At 43.1% G+C, this 18,710-nt stretch carries 14 protein-coding genes; 13 read left to right on the plus strand and 1 reads right to left on the minus strand.

All coding sequences use genetic code 11. The features are described from left to right. The first annotated feature begins 91 nt into the window (after positions 1–91). The 3 genes from HXT52_RS01100 (at position 92) to HXT52_RS01110 (ending at position 3,589) form a co-directional block, all read left to right on the plus strand. Positions 92–1,462, plus strand: a complete 1,371-nt coding sequence (locus tag HXT52_RS01100; RefSeq protein WP_421775999.1) for an ABC transporter permease — start codon at positions 92–94, stop codon at positions 1,460–1,462. A 60-nt stretch (positions 1,463–1,522) separates the two neighbouring features. Next, positions 1,523–2,842 carry an ABC transporter permease gene (locus HXT52_RS01105; RefSeq protein WP_421776000.1) on the plus strand — a complete coding sequence of 440 codons (1,320 nt, stop codon included), beginning with the start codon at positions 1,523–1,525 and terminating at the stop codon, positions 2,840–2,842. A 105-nt stretch (positions 2,843–2,947) separates the two neighbouring features. Beyond that, complete coding sequence (locus HXT52_RS01110; protein WP_004136766.1) at positions 2,948–3,589, plus strand: ABC transporter ATP-binding protein; 642 nt, start codon at positions 2,948–2,950, stop codon at positions 3,587–3,589. A gap of 97 nt (positions 3,590–3,686) precedes the next feature. Here the strand turns inward: HXT52_RS01110 and glnA are convergent, their stop codons facing one another. After that, positions 3,687–5,123 (minus strand): type I glutamate--ammonia ligase, encoded by a 1,437-nt coding sequence (glnA, locus tag HXT52_RS01115; protein WP_421776001.1) that lies wholly within the window; start codon positions 5,121–5,123, stop codon positions 3,687–3,689. Between the two features lie 237 nt (positions 5,124–5,360). Here glnA and HXT52_RS01120 point away from each other — a divergent pair, with 237 nt between their 5' ends. The 10 genes from HXT52_RS01120 to HXT52_RS01165 all read left to right on the plus strand — a co-directional run bounded on the left by HXT52_RS01120 (position 5,361) and on the right by HXT52_RS01165 (position 18,639). After that, positions 5,361–6,917 (plus strand): AI-2E family transporter, encoded by a 1,557-nt coding sequence (locus HXT52_RS01120; protein ID WP_421776166.1) that lies wholly within the window; start codon positions 5,361–5,363, stop codon positions 6,915–6,917. Continuing rightward, positions 6,914–8,140, plus strand: coding sequence for a glycosyltransferase family 2 protein (locus tag HXT52_RS01125; protein ID WP_421776002.1), 1,227 nt, complete (start codon positions 6,914–6,916; stop codon positions 8,138–8,140). Before HXT52_RS01120 ends, HXT52_RS01125 begins: the two co-directional genes overlap by 4 nt. Positions 8,141–8,303: 163 nt before the next feature. Next, complete coding sequence (locus tag HXT52_RS01130; protein ID WP_419388916.1) at positions 8,304–9,203, plus strand: ABC transporter ATP-binding protein; 900 nt, start codon at positions 8,304–8,306, stop codon at positions 9,201–9,203. A gap of 20 nt (positions 9,204–9,223) precedes the next feature. Then, complete coding sequence (locus HXT52_RS01135) at positions 9,224–10,876, plus strand: hypothetical protein (RefSeq protein ID WP_421776003.1); 1,653 nt, start codon at positions 9,224–9,226, stop codon at positions 10,874–10,876. A gap of 74 nt (positions 10,877–10,950) precedes the next feature. Beyond that, positions 10,951–12,678, plus strand: coding sequence for a D-alanyl-D-alanine carboxypeptidase/D-alanyl-D-alanine-endopeptidase (locus HXT52_RS01140; RefSeq protein ID WP_421776004.1), 1,728 nt, complete (start codon positions 10,951–10,953; stop codon positions 12,676–12,678). Between the two features lie 55 nt (positions 12,679–12,733). Then, entirely contained in the window at positions 12,734–13,852 is a 1,119-nt protein-coding gene (tilS, locus tag HXT52_RS01145) for a tRNA lysidine(34) synthetase TilS (RefSeq protein WP_421776005.1), read from the plus strand. Then, the gene (gene hpt / locus HXT52_RS01150; protein ID WP_004136780.1) at positions 13,827–14,381 is read left to right on the plus strand and encodes a hypoxanthine phosphoribosyltransferase; all 555 of its coding nucleotides are present in this window, start codon (positions 13,827–13,829) and stop codon (positions 14,379–14,381) included. Before tilS ends, hpt begins: the two co-directional genes overlap by 26 nt. A 90-nt stretch (positions 14,382–14,471) precedes the next feature. Continuing rightward, positions 14,472–16,613, plus strand: a complete 2,142-nt coding sequence (gene ftsH, locus HXT52_RS01155; protein ID WP_421776006.1) for an ATP-dependent zinc metalloprotease FtsH — start codon at positions 14,472–14,474, stop codon at positions 16,611–16,613. A 194-nt stretch (positions 16,614–16,807) separates the two neighbouring features. Beyond that, a complete protein-coding gene (locus HXT52_RS01160; RefSeq protein ID WP_421776007.1) occupies positions 16,808–18,133 on the plus strand; it encodes a dihydroneopterin aldolase in 1,326 nt (441 codons plus the stop codon). Beyond that, positions 18,133–18,639 carry a DUF3180 domain-containing protein gene (locus HXT52_RS01165; RefSeq protein ID WP_004136785.1) on the plus strand — a complete coding sequence of 169 codons (507 nt, stop codon included), beginning with the start codon at positions 18,133–18,135 and terminating at the stop codon, positions 18,637–18,639. The genes HXT52_RS01160 and HXT52_RS01165 overlap by 1 nt, the downstream gene beginning before the upstream one ends. The last annotated feature ends 71 nt before the right edge of the window (positions 18,640–18,710 follow it).

Consider the following 18,710-nt stretch of genomic DNA (forward strand, 5'->3'; position numbering starts at 1 on the left):
TATAGAAGTTATAAGTGTGCATATGTTATACTGGCATACTGTATGTTTTCATACTATATACAATTATTTTTTCAATGAGGAAAGGTAGTCGATGACGTTTATCTCTCGTGCAATACGCTACATTCTGAGGAAACGAATAAAAACATTAATAGTTTTCATTGTTCTATTTCTTATTTCAACATTATTATTTGCAATTTCTGCTGTTTCGAGTGCCGCTAATAAGGAGGTGCGAAAAGTTGAAGCTCAAGCAGAATCTAGTTTCGTACTTGCAAATAATCCGCAAGTAAATCCTGGAACTCCTAGAGGAGCTGGAACTGTAAAACCTAAAGATGTGCAAGCAATCGCAAAGTTGCAGGGAGTTGCATCGTACGTAGTTCGCCAAAATGTAACAGCTGATTTGGTTAATGCTAAAGCTGCAAGAATCCCAGGCGTTCAGGATTATGATCAAAAGCGCGAGCAGCAGTTTGGAAATGCGGTTAACATTGAGGGCACTAATAATTCTACTGCTCTTAATGCGTTTAAAACAAAAGCAATAAACGTATCTAAAGGTAAGCATTTGCTCGCTGACAATGTTCATGCATCTCTTATTCATGAAGATCTCGCTAAAGCTAATGGATTGAATGTAGGAGATACTCTTACACTTCGCGCTAATCCTTACGATGCCGACAATATTAAGCAATCAACCGCAACCGTAAAAACTCGTATTGTTGGAATTTATTCGGGAGCAAATAAGCGACAAGTTGCAACTAGGGCGGAACTTACTGCCAATACTGTGTATACAGATTTGCAAACTACGCGCGAATTGTATAAATATAATCCAGGAAAAGAAATATATCAGGACGCAAGTTTTAGGGTGAAGCGCGGTGAGGATGCGGATAATATTATGGCGCAAGCCGCCAAATTGCCTATTGATTTGCAAAATTATCAACTAACTCGTGATGATCAGTTCGTTGCTGGCTTATTGAGAGTCGCTAAAGGCGTTCATTCAATGATGACTATTACGACTATTGCTGTAATATCTTTCGCTATTATTGCGCTTGGATTGGTGCTTTTGTTGTGGATGAATGAGCGTCGCCATGAGATTGGTGTATTTACTGCGATTGGCAACAGCAAGCTGTCTATAGTTTGTCAGTACGTTAGCGAGGTTCTACTTATTGCAATACCTTCGCTAGTTGTTGGATACTTTTTTGCAAGAATCATAGCTCCGTGGATGAGTGCTGCGGCTCTCGGATCCGTAAAATCTGCTGCTGCTGATGATTTGAGCACTATGGGTCAAGCTGGCGGGAATCTTGAATCAACTTTGGCAACTAGAACTTTGGACAAACTTATTGTGCAAGTAGACTTACAGTGCTTTGTTGGAGTTTCTGCAATAGTATGCGCTGTAGTTGTTGCTGTAGTAGTGCTGTCTTATTTGCCAATTATGTGCAAATCTCCTCGAGAACTGCTTGGATTGCAGAAGTAAAACTATTGCGTATTTTTTAGCAAGTTTTAGCAAGTTTATAAAAGTTTATTTGGAGTGATTATGAATGTTGATGTAATTTCTCTATGCTCTAGAGCATGGCTTGCAATATCTCGCAAGCCTCGGCGCAACGCAATAATTGTGCTGATTATGACTCTTGTTTTAAGCGCGCTAGTTTCACAAGCTGGTATTAGTGCTTCTGTTGATGATGCTAGAAATCGTCTTCAATCCAGTATTGCTTTAGGCTTTACTGTACGAGCAAAAACTCGAGGTGAAACTCTTCCAGAGAAAAGTAATGCAAATTCTAATTCTGCTACTACGTCTAATTCTCCAATTCCGCAAGATTTGGGTGCAAATGAAGGAATTGCCTCTAGCCAAATTCGTAAATTTGCTGCGATTCCGGGCGTAAAAACTGTAGTGGAAGAGCGCGATGTTTTAGCTACGCCTGTTGGGAAGCAAATTGTGCTTCCTTTGCAAGGTCCAAGATTAGACGATGATGTTTTGGCTCATGCTGCCGGAATTACTGGTACAACAGATTCTCGATTATCTCAGGGTTTTCAAGAAGGATTGTACCGTTTAGTGCAGGGTGAGCATATTACTAATCGTTCTGCGGGTAGTGCAATAGTGCATCGCGATTTTGCTAAGAAGAATAATCTTAAGATTGGCTCTACTATAACTCTTAAGCAGGGGTTTAATGTAAAAGTTCGTGTTGTTGGCATTTTTGCCGGTAAGTTACAAACTAAGGGAGCTCTTCCTTCGGATACTTCAGAAAATCGCATATTTACTGACTTAAGTTCGGCGTTGTCTTTGGCTGGCTCTGCTAAGCGAAGTGTTTTGCGCTGTGCTGTTGAGCGTTCTGATTCGTTAGCTAGCTCAATACGCGATGCTAAAAGTATTTCTGGCGAGTGGGCGGATGTAGAGCAGAATGCTTCGCAATTATCTGGTGTAATAACTTCAGTTAATTCTGTGCAACAACTTGTGCGAATGATTTTTGTTGCGCTAAGTTTTGTTGGAATTTTAGTACTTGGGCTTGTACTAGTGTTCTGGGTTAGAGCGCGTATGCACGAGATTGGCGTACTTATGTCTATTGGATTGTCGAAAGCAGTAATAGTTAGCCAATTGCTTGTTGAAATAGTGATACTCAATATTGTGTCATTTGTTATTTCTCTGGGATTGGGTGCTGCTTTTTCTGGCGTTATTGGTTCTGCGATTTTGCATAGTGTAAATTCGTCATTTATTGCGGATGGTGTTCCAGTATTGCCATTGACTCAAACATTTACTGCTTTTGTTATTGGTTTGTTTATTTCAATAGTGGCGTTAATTATTTCTGTAATACCTATGTTTATAAAGAAGCCTCGGCAAATACTAAGTGCTATGAGTTAGCAGAAATGTAGTTGCGTATGCGAATTTTCTACTAAAAGCGCAATCGCATAAATGAAACAAATCGTATAAATCATATTTAAATAATGTAAGAATAAGGAGCTTATTATGTCGGATTTATTGCAATTAAAAAATGTGAAGTACACTTACGGACCTGCAAATATTGCTGTATTAAATGACGTTAATGCGGAGTTCGAAACTGGCAAAATGTACAGCATTATGGGAGCTTCTGGAGCTGGAAAGTCTACTATTCTTTCGCTTTTAGCTGGATTAGATACTCCGTATAGTGGAGAAGTGCTTTTTAACGGTGAAAATATTGCAAAGACAGGGTATTGTGAGCATCGCAAAAAGCATATCTCGCTTGTTTTTCAAAATTTTAATCTTATTGATTATTTGACACCATTAGAAAATTTGCGATTAGTAAATTCGCGTGCGGACGCTCAAGTACTAGTAGATCTTGGGTTGACTGAGGAAGAAATAAATCGCAATATTACGCAACTTTCCGGCGGTCAGCAGCAGCGCGTTGCAATTGGGCGAGCTTTGGTATCTTCTGCTCCGGTAATTTTGGCGGATGAGCCTACTGGAAGCCTTGACCCTGCCACGACTAAAGAAGTTATTTCAATATTAAAGAATCTTGCTATCAAGCATGGCAAATGTGTGATTGTAGTTACTCATGATTCGAAAGTTGCGTCTGAAGCTGATGTGAAATACGTGCTAGAAAATAAGAAGCTGACGCAGCAATCTGCTTGATCGCCAAAGCAGGCGTCGCGCAAAAAAGCCGACCCCGCGAAATCGTAGGGCCGGCTTTTCGTTATAGTAGCTTAGCTTATCTTAACTTAGCTGCAAATCAGATGTGGAAGTAAAGCTCATACTCCAAAGGCGTTGGAGCCAAGCGAGCCATATCCATTTCACCATGCTTCAAATCAAGCCAAGTATCAATCAAATCGCTTGTGAAAACATCTCCTTGCATAAGGAAGTCGTGATCTTCTTCCAAAGCATGCAAAGCCTCACCAAGCGAAGAAGGAACCTGCTTAATTCCATCGTGCTCTTCTGGAGGAAGCTCGTACAAATCCTTATCAACAGGGGCAGGAGGCTCAATGTGGTTCATAATGCCATCCAAGCCTGCCATCAGCTGAGCGGAGAACGCCAAGAATGGGTTGCAAGAAGGATCCGGAGCGCGGAACTCAATGCGCTTAGCAGCAGGAGCATCTCCAGCAAGAGGAATACGAATAGCTGCAGAACGGTTACGAGCAGAGTAAACCAAGTTGACTGGAGCTTCGTAGCCTGGAACAAGACGATGATAAGAGTTAAGCGAAGGATTAGTAAAAGCAAGCACAGAAGAAGCGTGCTTAATCAAGCCGCCAATGTACCAGCGCGCAATATCAGAAAGCTGAGCGTAGCCGGTTTCTGCATAGAACAATGGCTTGCCATCCTTCCAAAGCGACTGATGGCAGTGCATACCAGTGCCGTTATCTCCAGCAATTGGCTTAGGCATAAAGGTTGCAGCCTTACCAGCCAAAGCAGCAGTTTCGTGAACAACGTACTTGTACTTCATCAAATCGTCGCCAGCGTGAACAAGCGTATTGTAACGGTAGTTGATTTCCTGCTGACCTGCACCGCCAACTTCGTGGTGAGAACGCTCAAGAATCAAACCGACCTTTTGCAAATTGTAAACCATGTCATCGCGCAAATCCTGATTGTGATCTACTGGTGGCACAGGGAAGTAGCCGTGCTTTACGCGATTCTTAAAACCAATGTTGTTGCTGCCATCGTCTTCGGTATCAATTCCCGAATTCCAAGGAGCTTCGTTGGAGTCCACCTCGTAGAAGGAACGCTGCATGTCGTTTGCAAAACGAACCTTGTCGAAAATAAAGAACTCTGCTTCCGGTGCAAAGCTTGCGGTATCTGCAATTCCAGTAGCCTTCAAATAAGCTTCAGCTTTAATAGCAACCTGACGAGGATCCCTAGAATAAGGCTCGTCTGTTACAGGATCGACAATCGAAAAAGCAACGTTCAAAGTCTTATGCTTGCGGAATGGATCAATGTAGGCAGTATCAACATCCGGAATAAGCTTCATATCGGATTCGTTAATAGCTTGGAAGCCCTGCATTGAGGAGCCGTCGAAAGCCATTCCGTCAGTAAATGCGCTGTGCAAGAACTCGTCGGCTGGAACTGTAAAATGCTGCTGCACGCCAATCAAATCAGTAAATCGCACAGAAACATACTCGATGCCTTCCTTTTCAATAAGGGCTGCTGCATCTTCTTTCGTTTGCAAAGTGGTCATGGAAACACATTCCTTTCTTAAAACTCATTAACGAGTTTAGAACTTTAGATTTATTTTTGGATTTCAGCGACTCGACTATCTCGTTACGTTTGTGTTACATGCTGTTGTTTTTATGTACGCGCCGTTACATGCCGTAAATACTGTTCATCAGTTCGCACAAGTACAATAGTGCGTATGACGTATCAAGAGCCGCAATCGCAGTCGCAATCGCAATCTCAGTCACCGCGTGAGCATGCAATGCATAATCCAAGTGAGCATGGCGGGAATAAGTTAGATTTAGCTTCGCTTTTCCCTGCAAAAGGTGACGATAGGCGTCCGCCGGACTGGCTGGGCCGCGCGCTTATTTACGTTGCAATTGTTGCTTTTGTGTCTATTTTCTTATGGTTTGCATGGGGAAGCATTTCCTTCATTGTTTTCGACGTTATTATTTCGATTTTTATAGCGCTCGCAATGGAGCCTCTTGTAATCAAATTAGTTAGGCATGGTTGGCGTCGTGGTGTTGCTTCCGGTTTTACGCTAACAGGTCTTCTTGCTATTATTGGCTTACTTTTGGGCTTGTTCGGTAATTTGTTTGCTCAGCAGGCTGTTTCTATGGCTTTGGGTTTGCCAGATTTATACAATCAGTTTGCTGGATTTGTGCTTCATTCCACTGGTTTTAGAATGCCGAATATTGAGCAGCTTGGTATGGAAATTTTGAAGCATGTGCAGACTTCTTGGGTTGTTGATTTTGCTGGTCAAGCTTTGAATACCACTTGGGGTGTGCTTACCTTCTTGCTTGATTTGCTCACAATCCTTATGGTGACTTATTACATTTCTGCAGCCGGCCCTAAAATGCGCAGAAGCATGTGCCGCTGGATGAATCCTCAGTCTCAGCGCAGATTCCTATTTATTTGGTCGGTTGTGCAGGAGCAGATTTCCAGCTTCCTGTTTTCGCGAATTATTTTAGCCGCCATCAACGCAGCTGGAACCGCAATTTTCCTTGTAATAATGGGCGTTCCTTACTGGCTGCCTTTGTCTTTGTTCTGCGGAATTGTTTCGCAATTTGTACCAACTGTTGGTACTTATCTTGGTGGTGCTTTGCCGATTCTTTTTGCTTGGGGTTCTAAAGGTTTTGGTGCAGCTCTTGCAACGTTAATTTTTATTACGATTTATCAGCAGATTGAAAATATGGTGATTTCTCCTAAGATTTCCGAAAAGACTATGGATTTGAATCCTGCTGTTGCGTTTCTTTCTGTTCTTATATTGGGCGCTGTTTTTGGTGCTCTTGGAGCGTTCTTGGCTTTGCCGGTTACTGCAAGTTTGCAGGCGATTTTTAAGGTTTGCACGAAGCAGTATCATTTGGTTTCTTCGCCTCTTATGGACGATCCAAAGCCTGAGCATAAGTCGATTATGGTAAAGTGCTTTGAATCTATTAGACGCAACTTCATGAAGCCTGTAAGCGATAGTGTTCAGCGCGTTATGAAGGGCACAAGTTCGCGCGTTTCTATGAATGAAGATATTTTGTACTGGTACAAGCAAGCGTATGTTGCTGATTCGGAAGATGTGAATGAAGATAACGCAACTTCTTCTGATTCGGATCAGCTTGATGCGTTAGAAACGATGCCGATTTCGCGCGAAATATTAGATCAAGTAAATAAAGATGTTGCTTTGAATAGTAGGAAGCGCGTGAATCACAAGAAACGAGCTGGTAGCCAGCAGCGAACTAGCGGTCAGCAGCGTGCTAGTAGCGAAAAAAATACTAAAAACGTAAAAAATAACGTAAAAAATAATCCACGGAGCGGTTGGAAGCAATGATTTTTCTATCAATATTTGACGTATTAGTAATAATTATCGGCATAAGCAGCGTTGTCTACCAGGGTGTGTGTGCTGTGGCGTCGCTATTTGCTAAGCCTATTGTTTTTCCAGACGCTCCAATGGATAAGCATTACGCAGTTCTTATTTCTGCCCGAAATGAGGAAGCTGTAATAGGAAATCTTATTCACTGTATTCAAACGCAAACCTACCCGCATAATCTAATTGATATTTGGCTTGTGGCCGACAATTGCACAGACGAAACCGCTAAAGTTGGGCGAGATTCCGGCTGCAATGTAATCGAGCGCTTCGATAAGGAGCATATTGGCAAGGGTTTTGCGCTCAGCTATTTGCTTGACCACATTATGAAAATTGGTGCGGATAAGGTTTATGACGCGTATTTTGTTTTTGACGCCGATAATAAGCTAGATCCTCACTATTTTGAGGAGATGAATAAGGGATTCCACGCTGGCTACCAGATTTTAACCAGCTACCGAAATTCCGTAAATCTTTCCGACAACTGGGTTTCTTCCGGATCTGCGCTTTGGTTTATTCGAGAGTCGCGCTTTACTAACAACTCGCGCATGCTTTTTGGATCAAGCTGCCACGCAGGTGGCACCGGCTTCATGTTCTCGCGTGAAATTATGCACAGAAATCGCGGATGGAAATTCCATCTTCTTACCGAAGATCTTGAGTTTACAATGGATTCAATTCTTCACGGAGACAAGGTTGGCTACTGCGGCTCTGCTGTGCTTTACGACGAGCAGCCAGTGTCGTTTAGGCAAAGTTGGAGACAGCGCCTTCGCTGGAGTAAAGGCTTTTTGCAAGTCTTCCGCTACTATGGAGCAGCTCTTATTCGCCACGGTATTCGAGAGCGTGATTTTTCTTCCGTTGACTTTACTCTTATGCTTTGCCCGTTTATGGTGTTGGCGATTGTGCGATTAATTTTGGGATTCGTGTTTGCTGCCTTCGGCTTCGTAACGTGGACGAGTCAAATAGAGTCTTCGCTAAACCTTATAACCACTACTGTTACAAGCGTTTTTGGAATGATGGTGTTCGTGTCTCTTACGATTTTAGTTGAGCACGATAAGCTTGGGGCCACGAATAAGGAGCTGTTTGCGTACGCTCTTAGCTTCCCGATTTTTATGCTTTCGTACGTGCCGATTGCGTTCCAAGCTATTTTCTCCAAGAGCGAGTGGAAGCCGATTCAGCACACCGGTCACTGAGCGAAAGAATCAAATTCTCTAGTGTGGCGCGAGTTTCTTGCTTGCTGTGGCGCGATTGCGCAAAAATTGCGAGTGTGAGATAATAGAAGTCCTGGTGTAAACGTGCGATTACGCAATTAATGTGGCGCAATGCGTGCGTTTATCTGTATCTTGCGAGGTTTCTATGGTAGATTCTGTTCCTTATGCAAATCCTGATGGCAGTGCTTCAGAAAGTGCTTCTGCTGGTAGCATTCCAGTTTTTGGCGCAAACACTTACGCCGCTGACAGCGAAGAAGTTCCAGCGGTTTCTATTCGCGGATTTGTTAAGACTTTTGGCAAGAAAGTTGCTGTAGATAATCTTTCGTTGAGCATTCCAGCAGGCTCTTTCTATGGATTAGTAGGCCCTAATGGTGCTGGCAAAACCACTACGATTAAAATGCTTACAGGCTTGCTTATGCCAGATGCTGGCTCGGCTTCGATTTTTGGCAACGATGTTTGGAGTGATGTAAATAGCGCTAAGCGCGCAATCGGTTTAATGCCTCAAGCAGACGAGATTTTTAAGACGATTACCGGACTTCAGCTTTTAACATACGCTGGCATGCTTCGCGATATGAGCCGCGCAGAATCCGTAAAGCGCGCAAACGACTTGCTTTCTGCTTTCGACTTAACAGAAGCTGCAAACACTATGGTTTCTGACTATTCAACTGGTATGACTAAGAAGATTTGCCTTGCAACAGCTATGATTCATAGCCCTCGCGTGCTCGTGCTCGATGAGCCTTTTGAGGCAGTGGACCCTGTTTCTAGCGCAAATTTGAAGGATATTCTCGCCGAGTATGTTTCTACTGGCGGCACGGTGATTATTTCTTCGCACGTTATGGAATTGGTTGAAAAAATGTGCTCGCACGTGGCGATTATTAACGAAGGTCATGTTGCAGCTGCTGGCACTCTTGAAGAAGTTGCTCAAGGCAAGAATCTTGAAGATCGCTTTATGGAGCTTGTTGGCGGACGTCACGCTGCTGCGCGCATCGACTGGCTTAACGGCGGCAATAGCGCAACACCAATCGCAAGTAATTACAACGCGTGAGCGAAAGGCGGTAAGTAATCATGTCTATGATTTTTACAATGGTTCGCCTTCGCTGGGCGCTTACTTTTTCTGTTATGCGAAAGTCGATTTGGCAAAAAATCGGCTTTGGTATAGCAATTGTTTTTGGACTTGCGCTTATATGCGCTCTTGGCTTTGCTGGCTGGGAAGCAGGAAAGTATCTTGATCCAGGCATGCTTCCAGATACTAAAAATTGGCAGGAATTCCAAGCTCTTCCAATAATGGTTGCGTCTATTGTGTCAATTTTTACGCTTTTTATAAACCTGTTTATGTTTGGAAGTGACACAACACTAAAGTCGCGTAGTTTTGCGCTTTACGGTATTCCTTACGTAAAGAGCCAAGCTGGTATGCTTCTTGGCTCTCTTTTTGGAGCGCTTTCTATAAGCAGCACAATCGCGCTTGTTTTGTGGTCTTTAGCGTACAGAAGCTTTGGAATTGTGCCGGTTTTAGTCAGCGTAATTGCGGCTCCGCTTTACGTTGCCACAATCGTGTCTTTAAGCAAAATGCTTATTGAACTTTTAGACACTATTTTAATAAACAAGCATTCAAGAAACATTTTTTACTTTGCTATTTTTATAGCGTACATGATTTTTGTTGCATCAATGAACGGGCATGGTAATTCACAAAATAAAATTTTGATCAGCTCAAGTTTGTGCTCTGTATCTGCTTTTACGCCATTAAGTGCAGCTATGGCTTTGCCGCTCGATGCTATTAATGGAAATTGGCTTGCCCTTGCTACTCGCTTCCTTATTTGCGTACTAACGATTGCTGCTTGCTTTGCGATCTCCGTGTTTTGCGCAAAATTAGAGCCGAAGTTGCTGCGCTGTGAACAAAAAACAGTTGTTAAAACTAAGGGAATTGGCTTGTTTGCAGCAGTTCCAGACAATACAGTCGGTGCGATTATTGCGCGAATTATTAGCGTTATGAGAAGAGATATGCGTCAGCTATTTTTGCTTCTTATGCCTCTTTTTATGCTGGTAGTTCCAACTGCAAGTGTTGCTGGTGGCATAGGCTTTGAGAGTTTGGCAGATGGTTTAGGCGTATCTGGCTGGCTTATGTATGCTGCTTTGATGATTGGCATGGTTGTTGGAAACAATATTGCTTACGATGGCACAGCTTTTACTATGCACGCGATTATTGGCGTAAAAGGCGTGAACGATCGATTAGCGCATTCAATAGTTTGGTCCGTGATTTGCGTTGTGTATTTTGTTCTTCTTGGAGTAGGATTTTACGTTTTCCTTTTCCTTGTAGCAAATATTCAACAAAGTGTAAATGCGTTTATGTTCCAGATTCTTTCACCAATCGGAGTAGCTTTTGCTTCCATAGGTATTGGCTCAGTTTCTTCGTGCATTGCAATGTACCCTGTGGCATCAATTGAAAAGCCATTTTCTAGGCCGCAAGGTTCTGCAGGCGCTAGATCCTTTGCACCAATAGGTTTTACGCTTCTTGCTGCAGTATGCATGATTCCATCTATTGCTGCAGCTATGGCGTTTTTGGCTATTAACCCGAATCTTTTGTGGATTGCAAGTATTTTGTTTGTAGTAAATGGTGCAATCGTACTTGTTGTTGGCGTAATTCTTGGTGGCAAAGTAATGGATAAGCGCATAATTCGCATTGTAGAAAACTTGCGAAGATTCGCTTCGATTACTGCGTAATTTACGCACGCTTTGTTGCAAGCGCAATGTATAGTTAAGCGCGGTATTTGCAATCGATTTAAAGGTGTGCTCGCATGGAAAGTGGTAAAGGCTCAAACGATGCCTTAAATACTCTTAATGCGAGTGCACCAAAATCGAGCGATTCTTTAGAACAAATCGATTCTAAAAAACCAAGCAAATACGCTGCTATGGTTTTAAGAAGCCAGTATCCATCTCGTTGGCGTTTTCTTATTGCAAGTTTGTCTGCAATACTTAGCCTTGTGATTATGGTTACGTATGTTTCGCTTGACGTATGCGATATTTTGCCAGGTCCGTTAACTTTGCGCTTGCAACACAAATCAACTGTTGTGTCTTCTCCGCGCGCTTTGCTTAGTGTTCCTTCTTTAGCAAAAGGTGCAACTTACGGAAAGCCTATTAATCGCGAGCAATCTCAGAAGCTTATTGATGCTTTAATTGCTGATCCTTCAATAAGTGATAATACTTCTGTAGTAATCATGGATGCTAATGGAAGTGTGATTGCTTCTCACGAAGCGAATACTCCTCGAGAACCTGCGTCAACTCTTAAAACCCTAACTGCAGCCGTTGCTTCAAGAACTTTGGATATGGGTTCAACTCTTGATACTCAAGTATTTTTGCTGCCTAAATCAGCTAAAGATTCTGAGCAATCTTCCGGCTCAAAGTCAGTCTCAAAGCAAGGCTCAAACCTACGCAAAATTGTGCTTCGCGGAAATGGCGATATGCTTCTTGGTGTTGGCGAAAACGATTGGTCTCACGTAAACGGTAGGGCTGGTTTAACAACTTTAGCTAAAAGAACTGCAGCCGCCTTAAAGCTAGATAATATTCACGAAGTTTCTCTTTCGCTTGACGATTCTCTTTTTGGAGCAAAGCGCGCTCCTGCTCTAGTTTACGAAACTGATACTGAACGCCGTTTTTATGCCGAAACTTCGTCTATGGCTATTGACGATGCTCGTCAGCGTGATCTTCAAATTCTTGGTATTGATGCCGATGCAATAACAGATTTTCCGCTTTCGGATCCGCATCCTGCTTTAAGCGTAGGTCAAGTTTTTGCAAGGTTACTTATTAAGCAAGGAATTGAAGTACGAAATTATTCCGATAAAACAGATAAAAAAGCGGAAAATTCTACTGAAAATTCCTTGGATAGTAGCAAAAATTCCGAAGATGAAAATAAGTCGGAAGATTCTCAAAATCCTGAAATTGAAGTAAGTGAAACACGACCGCTAATATCCGAAAATTCGCGTCTTCTTGCGCAAGTTTCTTCAGCGCCTCTTAATGAAGTTATGTCTTATATGCTTCGACTTTCAGATAACACGTTGGCGGAAGAATTTGGCCGTTTAACTGCTATTGCGGCTCATAAAAGCAATTCTCCGAAAGGTGCGGTTCAAGCGGTAGAAGAAGGCTTGCGTAAGCTTAAAATCAGCACGCGCGGATTGAATATGTCTGATTGTTCGGGATTATCTCCAAAATCTCATGTTCTTGTTACAACTCTGGCAAAAGTTCAGGTGCTAAATATTAATGCAGATTCTGGGGGAGCTGCTTCTTCTGAAGGATTGTCATTGCCGGGCTTAGTTGGCACTTCTAGGAAGCGTTTGGCGGATGAGTCCGCTGCAGGACTTTTGCGCGTAAAAACCGGTTCATTAAGCGAAGTAAGTTCCATGTCTGGAAACGTATCTCGAAAAAGCGGTGGCGTTTTAACTTTCGCTGTTGTTGCAAACCAACCCTACGATTTTTGGGGAGCTTTTGTTGCGATTAACAAGTTCATGGCACAGCTTCCAAACCTCTAATATTTAATATTTTGCTTGGTGATTTTCTGCTACTAATCGCGCTACACTAGACGATATGGTTTACTCGTCTTGTATGCGCGCAGGAATCGGCGCAATAAATCGTTGCTTCGACAAGCTTTCGCTTCAAAGCCAAGATTCGTGTTTTAATGAGCACGGCACGCATGAGACTGCACTCGATGCTCCTTTAGTTCTTGTTGCTTGCTCCGGAGGCAGGGATTCGCTTGCTCTTACAGCGCTTAGTTCTATTGTTTGCGCGTCTCGAGGGCTTCGTTGCGGCGTAGTAATTGTTGACCACCATATTCAGCCTAATTCAACTCAAGTTGCTCATGAGGCTGCTAAACGCTGTATTCAGGCTGGAATAAACGAAAAATACGTTTTTATTAAGTCTGTTCAAGTAAAAGATTCTGGCGAAGGTGAAGAATCTGCAGCAAGGTTTGCGCGTTACGAAGCTATTATTGAAGTCGCAAAAATTCATAAAGCAGCCGTAGTTCTACTAGCTCATACTGCTAACGATCAAGCAGAAACAGTGCTTATTGGATTAAAAGATTCTGCAGGATTAGAAGCAGTCGCTGGTATGAAAGCTGTAACTTTGCGCCAAAACGTGCGTTTTGCGCGTCCGCTTATTGAGCTTACTCGCAATCAAACTACTGGAATTTGCGAAGATTTGGGAATTTCTTGGTGGGATGATCCTACTAATGGAGACACGTCTGCACAAAATCTTGAACTTTGCGAAAATTACCCTTTGCGCTCTAGGATTAGACACACTCTTATGCCTTATATTTCTCGCTTTTTACAAGCAGATATGGTGACTATACTTTCCCGAGGCGCCGATTTTGCTCAAGATGATCTTGACTACATAAATTCTAAAGTTGACGAAGCTTATGAAACTATTTTGCAAGCTAACGAAAAATCTCAAGAAATAGTTTTGGACGCAAAAAAATTAGCACAGTATCATCCTTCAATTCGCCGTCGTGTTATAGCAAGAGCTTTAACAGCGCTTTTACTGCGTTTTTCGTCAAGTCACATAAAAGCAATCGACGAACTTAGTGTAAATTGGCACGGACAAAAGCCTATTTCGTTACCTAATCATTATGAAGCGTTGCGGCACGCTCGTAATATCGTCATTCGTTTATGCCAAGATAGTGAACATGCAAGTTGCAGATATACGAGATGACATTGACTATGAATTAATCAGCCACGAAGACCTTATGAAGCGTATTCGTGAGGTTGCAAAGCAAGTGAGCGAAGATTACAAAAATCGTAATATTTTGCTCGTAGCAGTGCTTAAAGGCGCTGTTAATACGCTTGCTGTTTTTTCTCAAGAGCTGAGCGTTAATGCGCCAATGGACTTTATGAGTTTGTCAAGCTACGGCAGTGGTACTCAAACTAGCGGGCAGATTAAGGTTCGTGAAGATTTAAGTACGGATGTTCGCGGCAAAGATATTCTTATTGTTGAAGATATTGTTGATTCCGGTCGAACTCTTGATTGGTTGGTAAACGAGTTGAAGGGTCGCGGAGCTAACAGCGTTAAAGTTTTTGCGCTGCTAAGCAAACCAGCTCGCCGCGAAGTTGACGTTAAAATCGACTACACGGGATTTGAAATTCCGGATGCTTTCGTCGTCGGTTTTGGCATGGACTATGACGAACGTTACCGCAATCTCAATAGTATTGCAGTATTAAAGCCATCTGTTTATGGCAATTAAGCTTTGTGTATAGAGCTTACTTTATTCTTTATTCAAAATTCTTACCTGAATTTTTATAGAAATTAGGGAGTTTGAAAGGAGCCTTATTACATGGGCGCTTCTCCTATGACACCGCAAGGCCCAATGGGTGGTCCTGGGCGCGGAAATAACGGAAATAATCCGTTCTTAACCCCGCTAAATCCTAGGAATTCTCGAAATAACGGCCAGCGTAACAACAATAAAGGCAATAATGACGGCAATGACGGCAATGATGGCAACAATAAGTCTCGTCGCCCAATCTGGCAGTCTCCATGGACGTGGATTGTTCTGCTAGTACTTCTTGCTGTAGTCGGCTTCCAAATGTTTGCAAAAACAGGTTCGCAAACTATTGATACCCAAGACGGTATTGAGTTATTGCGCTCGCATAAAGCAAACTATGCCGAAATTATTGATAACAAGCAGCTTGTGAAGCTTACTCTCGACAAAAAGTTTAGTAAGTATAATAAGCGAGATAAGCAGAAGCATGATTACGGCAAGGATGTGCAATTCTACTACACTATTGCTCAAGGTAAGTCGATTATTCAGGAAGTTGAAAAAGCTAAGCCGTCTAATGGTTGGACTGCAAACTTGCAATCTTCCGGAATTTTCTCCTATCTTGTAACTTCGCTTGTGCCTATTCTTTTCTTCCTTGGCATGATTTGGTTCATGTTTAGTCGCATTGGTGGCGCCGGCGGCGGAATGCTTGGAATGGGCGGCGGTCGCGGCCGCGGAAAGCTTGTTGAAGGTCAAACTCCTAAGACTAAGTTTGCAGATGTTGCTGGCGAGCAGGCTGCTGTTGAAGAAGTTGAGGAAATTAAGGACTTCTTAAAGGATCCTTCACGATACAAGGCTTTGGGTGCGCGTATTCCTCGAGGCGTTCTTCTTTACGGCCCTCCAGGAACTGGTAAAACATTGCTTGCGCGCGCTATTGCAGGCGAAGCTGGAGTGCCGTTCTACGCAATGGCAGGTTCTGACTTCGTGGAAATGTTCGTAGGCTTGGGTGCGTCTCGTGTTCGTGAACTTTTTGACGAAGCTAAGAAGAACGCTCCTGCAATCATCTTTATTGATGAGATTGATGCTGTTGGTCGTCGTCGCGGAAGCGGCATGACTGGCGGCCACGATGAGCGTGAGCAAACACTTAATCAGCTGCTTGTGGAAATGGATGGCTTCGACAACGACACTAATTTGATTATTATTGCCGCAACTAACCGTCCGGATGTGCTCGATTCTGCACTTCTTCGCCCTGGCCGCTTTGACCGTCAGGTTGCCGTTGAAGCTCCTGATTTGGAAGGCCGCGAAGCAATTTTGAAGGTTCACGCAAAGGGTAAGCCTTTCGTTCCAGACGTTGATATTCATATGGTTGCTGTGCGCACTCCTGGTTTTACAGGCGCAGATTTGGCTAACGTTCTTAACGAAGCTGCTTTGCTTTGTGCTCGCTCTGGCGCGCAATACATTGATAATCGCGCTATTGATGAGGCAATTGACCGCGTTCAGGCTGGCCCTCGCAGGAAGTCTAAGGGCATGGCTTTGGACGAGTTGCGTAATACCGCTTACCATGAGGGTGGTCACGCTTTGGTGGCTGCGGCTTTGCATAATACGGATCCTGTTACAAAGGTGACTATTTTGCCACGAGGCCACGCACTTGGATACACGGCTGTTATGCCAACTACGGATCGTTATTCCCAGTCGCGAAACGAGCTTCTTGATCAAATGGCTTATGCTATGGGCGGTCGTACTGCTGAGGAAGTTGTGTTCCACGATCCAACAACCGGAGCTTCTAACGATATTGAAAAAGCTACGGCTATTGCTCGCAAGATGGTTGTGGAGTTTGGTTTCTCTGCAAAGCTTGGAGCAGTTAAGTGGATGGACGCGGACGATGACGCTTCCGGATCTCTTGACTCTTTGCAGCCACGCAAGTTCTCGAACCGCACGGCTGAAGTTATTGATGAGGAAGTTCATAAGCTTATTGAAACTGCTCATACTGAAGCGTGGGAGATTATTAACAATAATCGCGACGTTTTAGACGAGCTGGTTCGTCAGCTTCTTGAAAAAGAAACGCTTAACGAGAAGGAGCTTAAGGAAATCTTTAGTAAGATTCGCAAGGCTCCGGAGCGTACTCTTTGGCTTTCTAACGATCAGCGTCCGGATTCAGATATTCCGCCTGTGGAAATTCCGGAAAGTTTAAGACGAAATGTAGAAGGAAAATCTGAGTAAAATTAGGTATTTTCTTTTTGCATCTAGTAGAATGTAACAAAACGCTGGTTTGCGCAAACAAATTCGAAAACAAAAGCGCAAATCAAAAGTAAAACCAAAAAGTAAAAATCGAATATTAAAACTGAGAAAGCAGCACAACAGCAAGCGTAAATATTGCTATTGTGCGCTTTCTCGTATAGGCGGGGAGAAAAGCAGTGGAAGAAAATAGTTATAGCCTTATACGGCTTAACGGCGTGAGGCCTAATGTTAACGACATTGTTATTGGCTTGTATACGAACATTCGCATTGATGCTGTTCTAAAAGTTGATTTGAGCAGGGCGTTTGCTGGTAACGATACTCATGCAATTGATATTCCTCAATTGACGGATCGTCTTGCTTTTGCGTTGAGACAGTGCGAGAACGATGATGAAATTGAAGATCATCCGTCAATCGCCTTGGAGCTTATGACTAATAAGGTTGCGGATTCTGTTATGCGCACATGGCAGGTTGTTGAAGCAGATGTTACTGTTCGCGCTTCTGTTCGCAGCAACTACTACGGTTTGCAAAGCGAAGTTGACGACGTTTCTGTTACTGTGCATCGTGTTGCTAAAAGAAAGTACGACATGTCTAACAGAGCAGTTCCCGAAAGTATTGCGCATGTTGCTGTTAGAAGCGGAAAAGTTGATATTGATGATTTAGAAGATAGTCCGAATGCAGACTACTTCCGTACGCTTATAGAACAGAACGAAGAAGAAAATAAGCGTAGGGAAGATGCAGAAGCTGCGGCAGCGGCTCAAGCAGCTATAGATATTGCGAATGCTGCTGCTGAAGATTATATGGGTAATTCTGCAGAAGGTGACGCTGCTAATAAGTCTTGCAACGCTGAAGGCGAGGCTGTAAACGCTGACAACTCTTGTGAAAATACTTGTGACAATACTGGCGAAAATCTTTGCGAAAACCAATTAAATAATCCAGGAAACGAAATGGCTGCGAGTGAAGAAAGACACCGATTTTTCGACGTAGACCCGCTTCAAATGCGCACAACTTTGGTAATCTCAATGAGGGGTGTCGCCAATCATGCTACGCGTTCTGCTATGCTGAAAATAGTTGCACTTCTTGAGCAAGATGGAGAAACTCGCGTAGACGGCATATCCGCATTATATGTTGCGAATGCGCTTGATGCTGACTACTACACCTGCGTTTTCCTTCTTTCCTCAACTAGAGACGAGTATGAAATGTTGCGCTTAGTTCGTATTGTTTCTTGTTCAGATAAAGACAAAATAACTCTTCGCGTTCTAGGCTCTCGTTCATACGGAGCACCTGCTACGGAAACTGAATCAATAAATCCGGAAGGGCTGCCGCAAGAAATTGCGCAAATGGTAACAGTGGATCCTAAATCACCTGAACTTATGCCATGGATGCAAATTGAGTCGGACGCTGCTTTGGATCACAACCCGCTTTCGTATTCTTTAGCTCTTGCTTTAGATACTCAAACTGTTGGTATATACTCAGATCAATGGCTTTTAGGGGATGATTATTAATGAAAGCGTATCGCACACCTTGGTGGTATCTGGTATTAGGTCTGCTGTTTGGTTTTGTACTAGGCGCATTTCTTGTGTCGTCAACAGAGTCTAGTGCTATGTCTCTTGCCGGAGCTCCGTGGGTTGTTATATCAATTATGGTAGTTGCCGGTGTTGCAACATTTGTTATGGCTTTGCAAACTCACTTAAGTGTTAGTGAAAAAGCTAAGAAAAACAATAAGCATACAAGCCCGCAGTTTGCTGTTGCCGCTTTGATGTTGTCGAAGTCATTGGGAATGGCTGGATCTATTTTGGCTGGCTGGTATATAGGCCAGTTGCTAATGAGTTTGCCGCACAGTGAAATGGTATTTTATAATTCTGTTGTTGTGCGCGAGTGTTCTATTGCAGGATTCGTTTGCTTTGTAGATATGCTTGTTGGCATTTTGGGCGAATTTCTTTGTCAGTTGCCGCCGGAAGATGGTGCAGAGTCTACAAAAAAGTCTGACCGCACTCCGGCAACATGCTAGTTTTACGTGATGCTATTTAGTTTTACGTAATGCTGTTTAGTTTCGCTCAATAACTTATTGCTTTGCATAAA

The organism is Gardnerella sp. KA00288 (assembly GCF_049244085.1).
In the GTDB taxonomy this organism is placed as follows: Bacteria; Actinomycetota; Actinomycetes; order Actinomycetales; family Bifidobacteriaceae; genus Bifidobacterium; species Bifidobacterium greenwoodii.

Bases quoted from the DNA above. Each gene is read 5' to 3' on its own strand.
- HXT52_RS01100 (WP_421775999.1), top strand. From the start codon at position 92: ATGACGTTTATCTCTCGTGCAATACGCTACATTCTGAGGAAACGAATA.
- HXT52_RS01105 (WP_421776000.1), top strand. From the start codon at position 1,523: ATGAATGTTGATGTAATTTCTCTATGCTCTAGAGCATGGCTTGCAATA.
- HXT52_RS01110 (WP_004136766.1), top strand. From the start codon at position 2,948: ATGTCGGATTTATTGCAATTAAAAAATGTGAAGTACACTTACGGACCT.
- glnA (WP_421776001.1), bottom strand. From the start codon at position 5,123: ATGACCACTTTGCAAACGAAAGAAGATGCAGCAGCCCTTATTGAAAAG.
- HXT52_RS01120 (WP_421776166.1), top strand. From the start codon at position 5,361: ATGCATAATCCAAGTGAGCATGGCGGGAATAAGTTAGATTTAGCTTCG.
- HXT52_RS01125 (WP_421776002.1), top strand. From the start codon at position 6,914: ATGATTTTTCTATCAATATTTGACGTATTAGTAATAATTATCGGCATA.
- HXT52_RS01130 (WP_419388916.1), top strand. From the start codon at position 8,304: ATGGTAGATTCTGTTCCTTATGCAAATCCTGATGGCAGTGCTTCAGAA.
- HXT52_RS01135 (WP_421776003.1), top strand. From the start codon at position 9,224: ATGTCTATGATTTTTACAATGGTTCGCCTTCGCTGGGCGCTTACTTTT.
- HXT52_RS01140 (WP_421776004.1), top strand. From the start codon at position 10,951: ATGGAAAGTGGTAAAGGCTCAAACGATGCCTTAAATACTCTTAATGCG.
- tilS (WP_421776005.1), top strand. From the start codon at position 12,734: ATGGTTTACTCGTCTTGTATGCGCGCAGGAATCGGCGCAATAAATCGT.
- hpt (WP_004136780.1), top strand. From the start codon at position 13,827: ATGCAAGTTGCAGATATACGAGATGACATTGACTATGAATTAATCAGC.
- ftsH (WP_421776006.1), top strand. From the start codon at position 14,472: ATGGGCGCTTCTCCTATGACACCGCAAGGCCCAATGGGTGGTCCTGGG.
- HXT52_RS01165 (WP_004136785.1), top strand. From the start codon at position 18,133: ATGAAAGCGTATCGCACACCTTGGTGGTATCTGGTATTAGGTCTGCTG.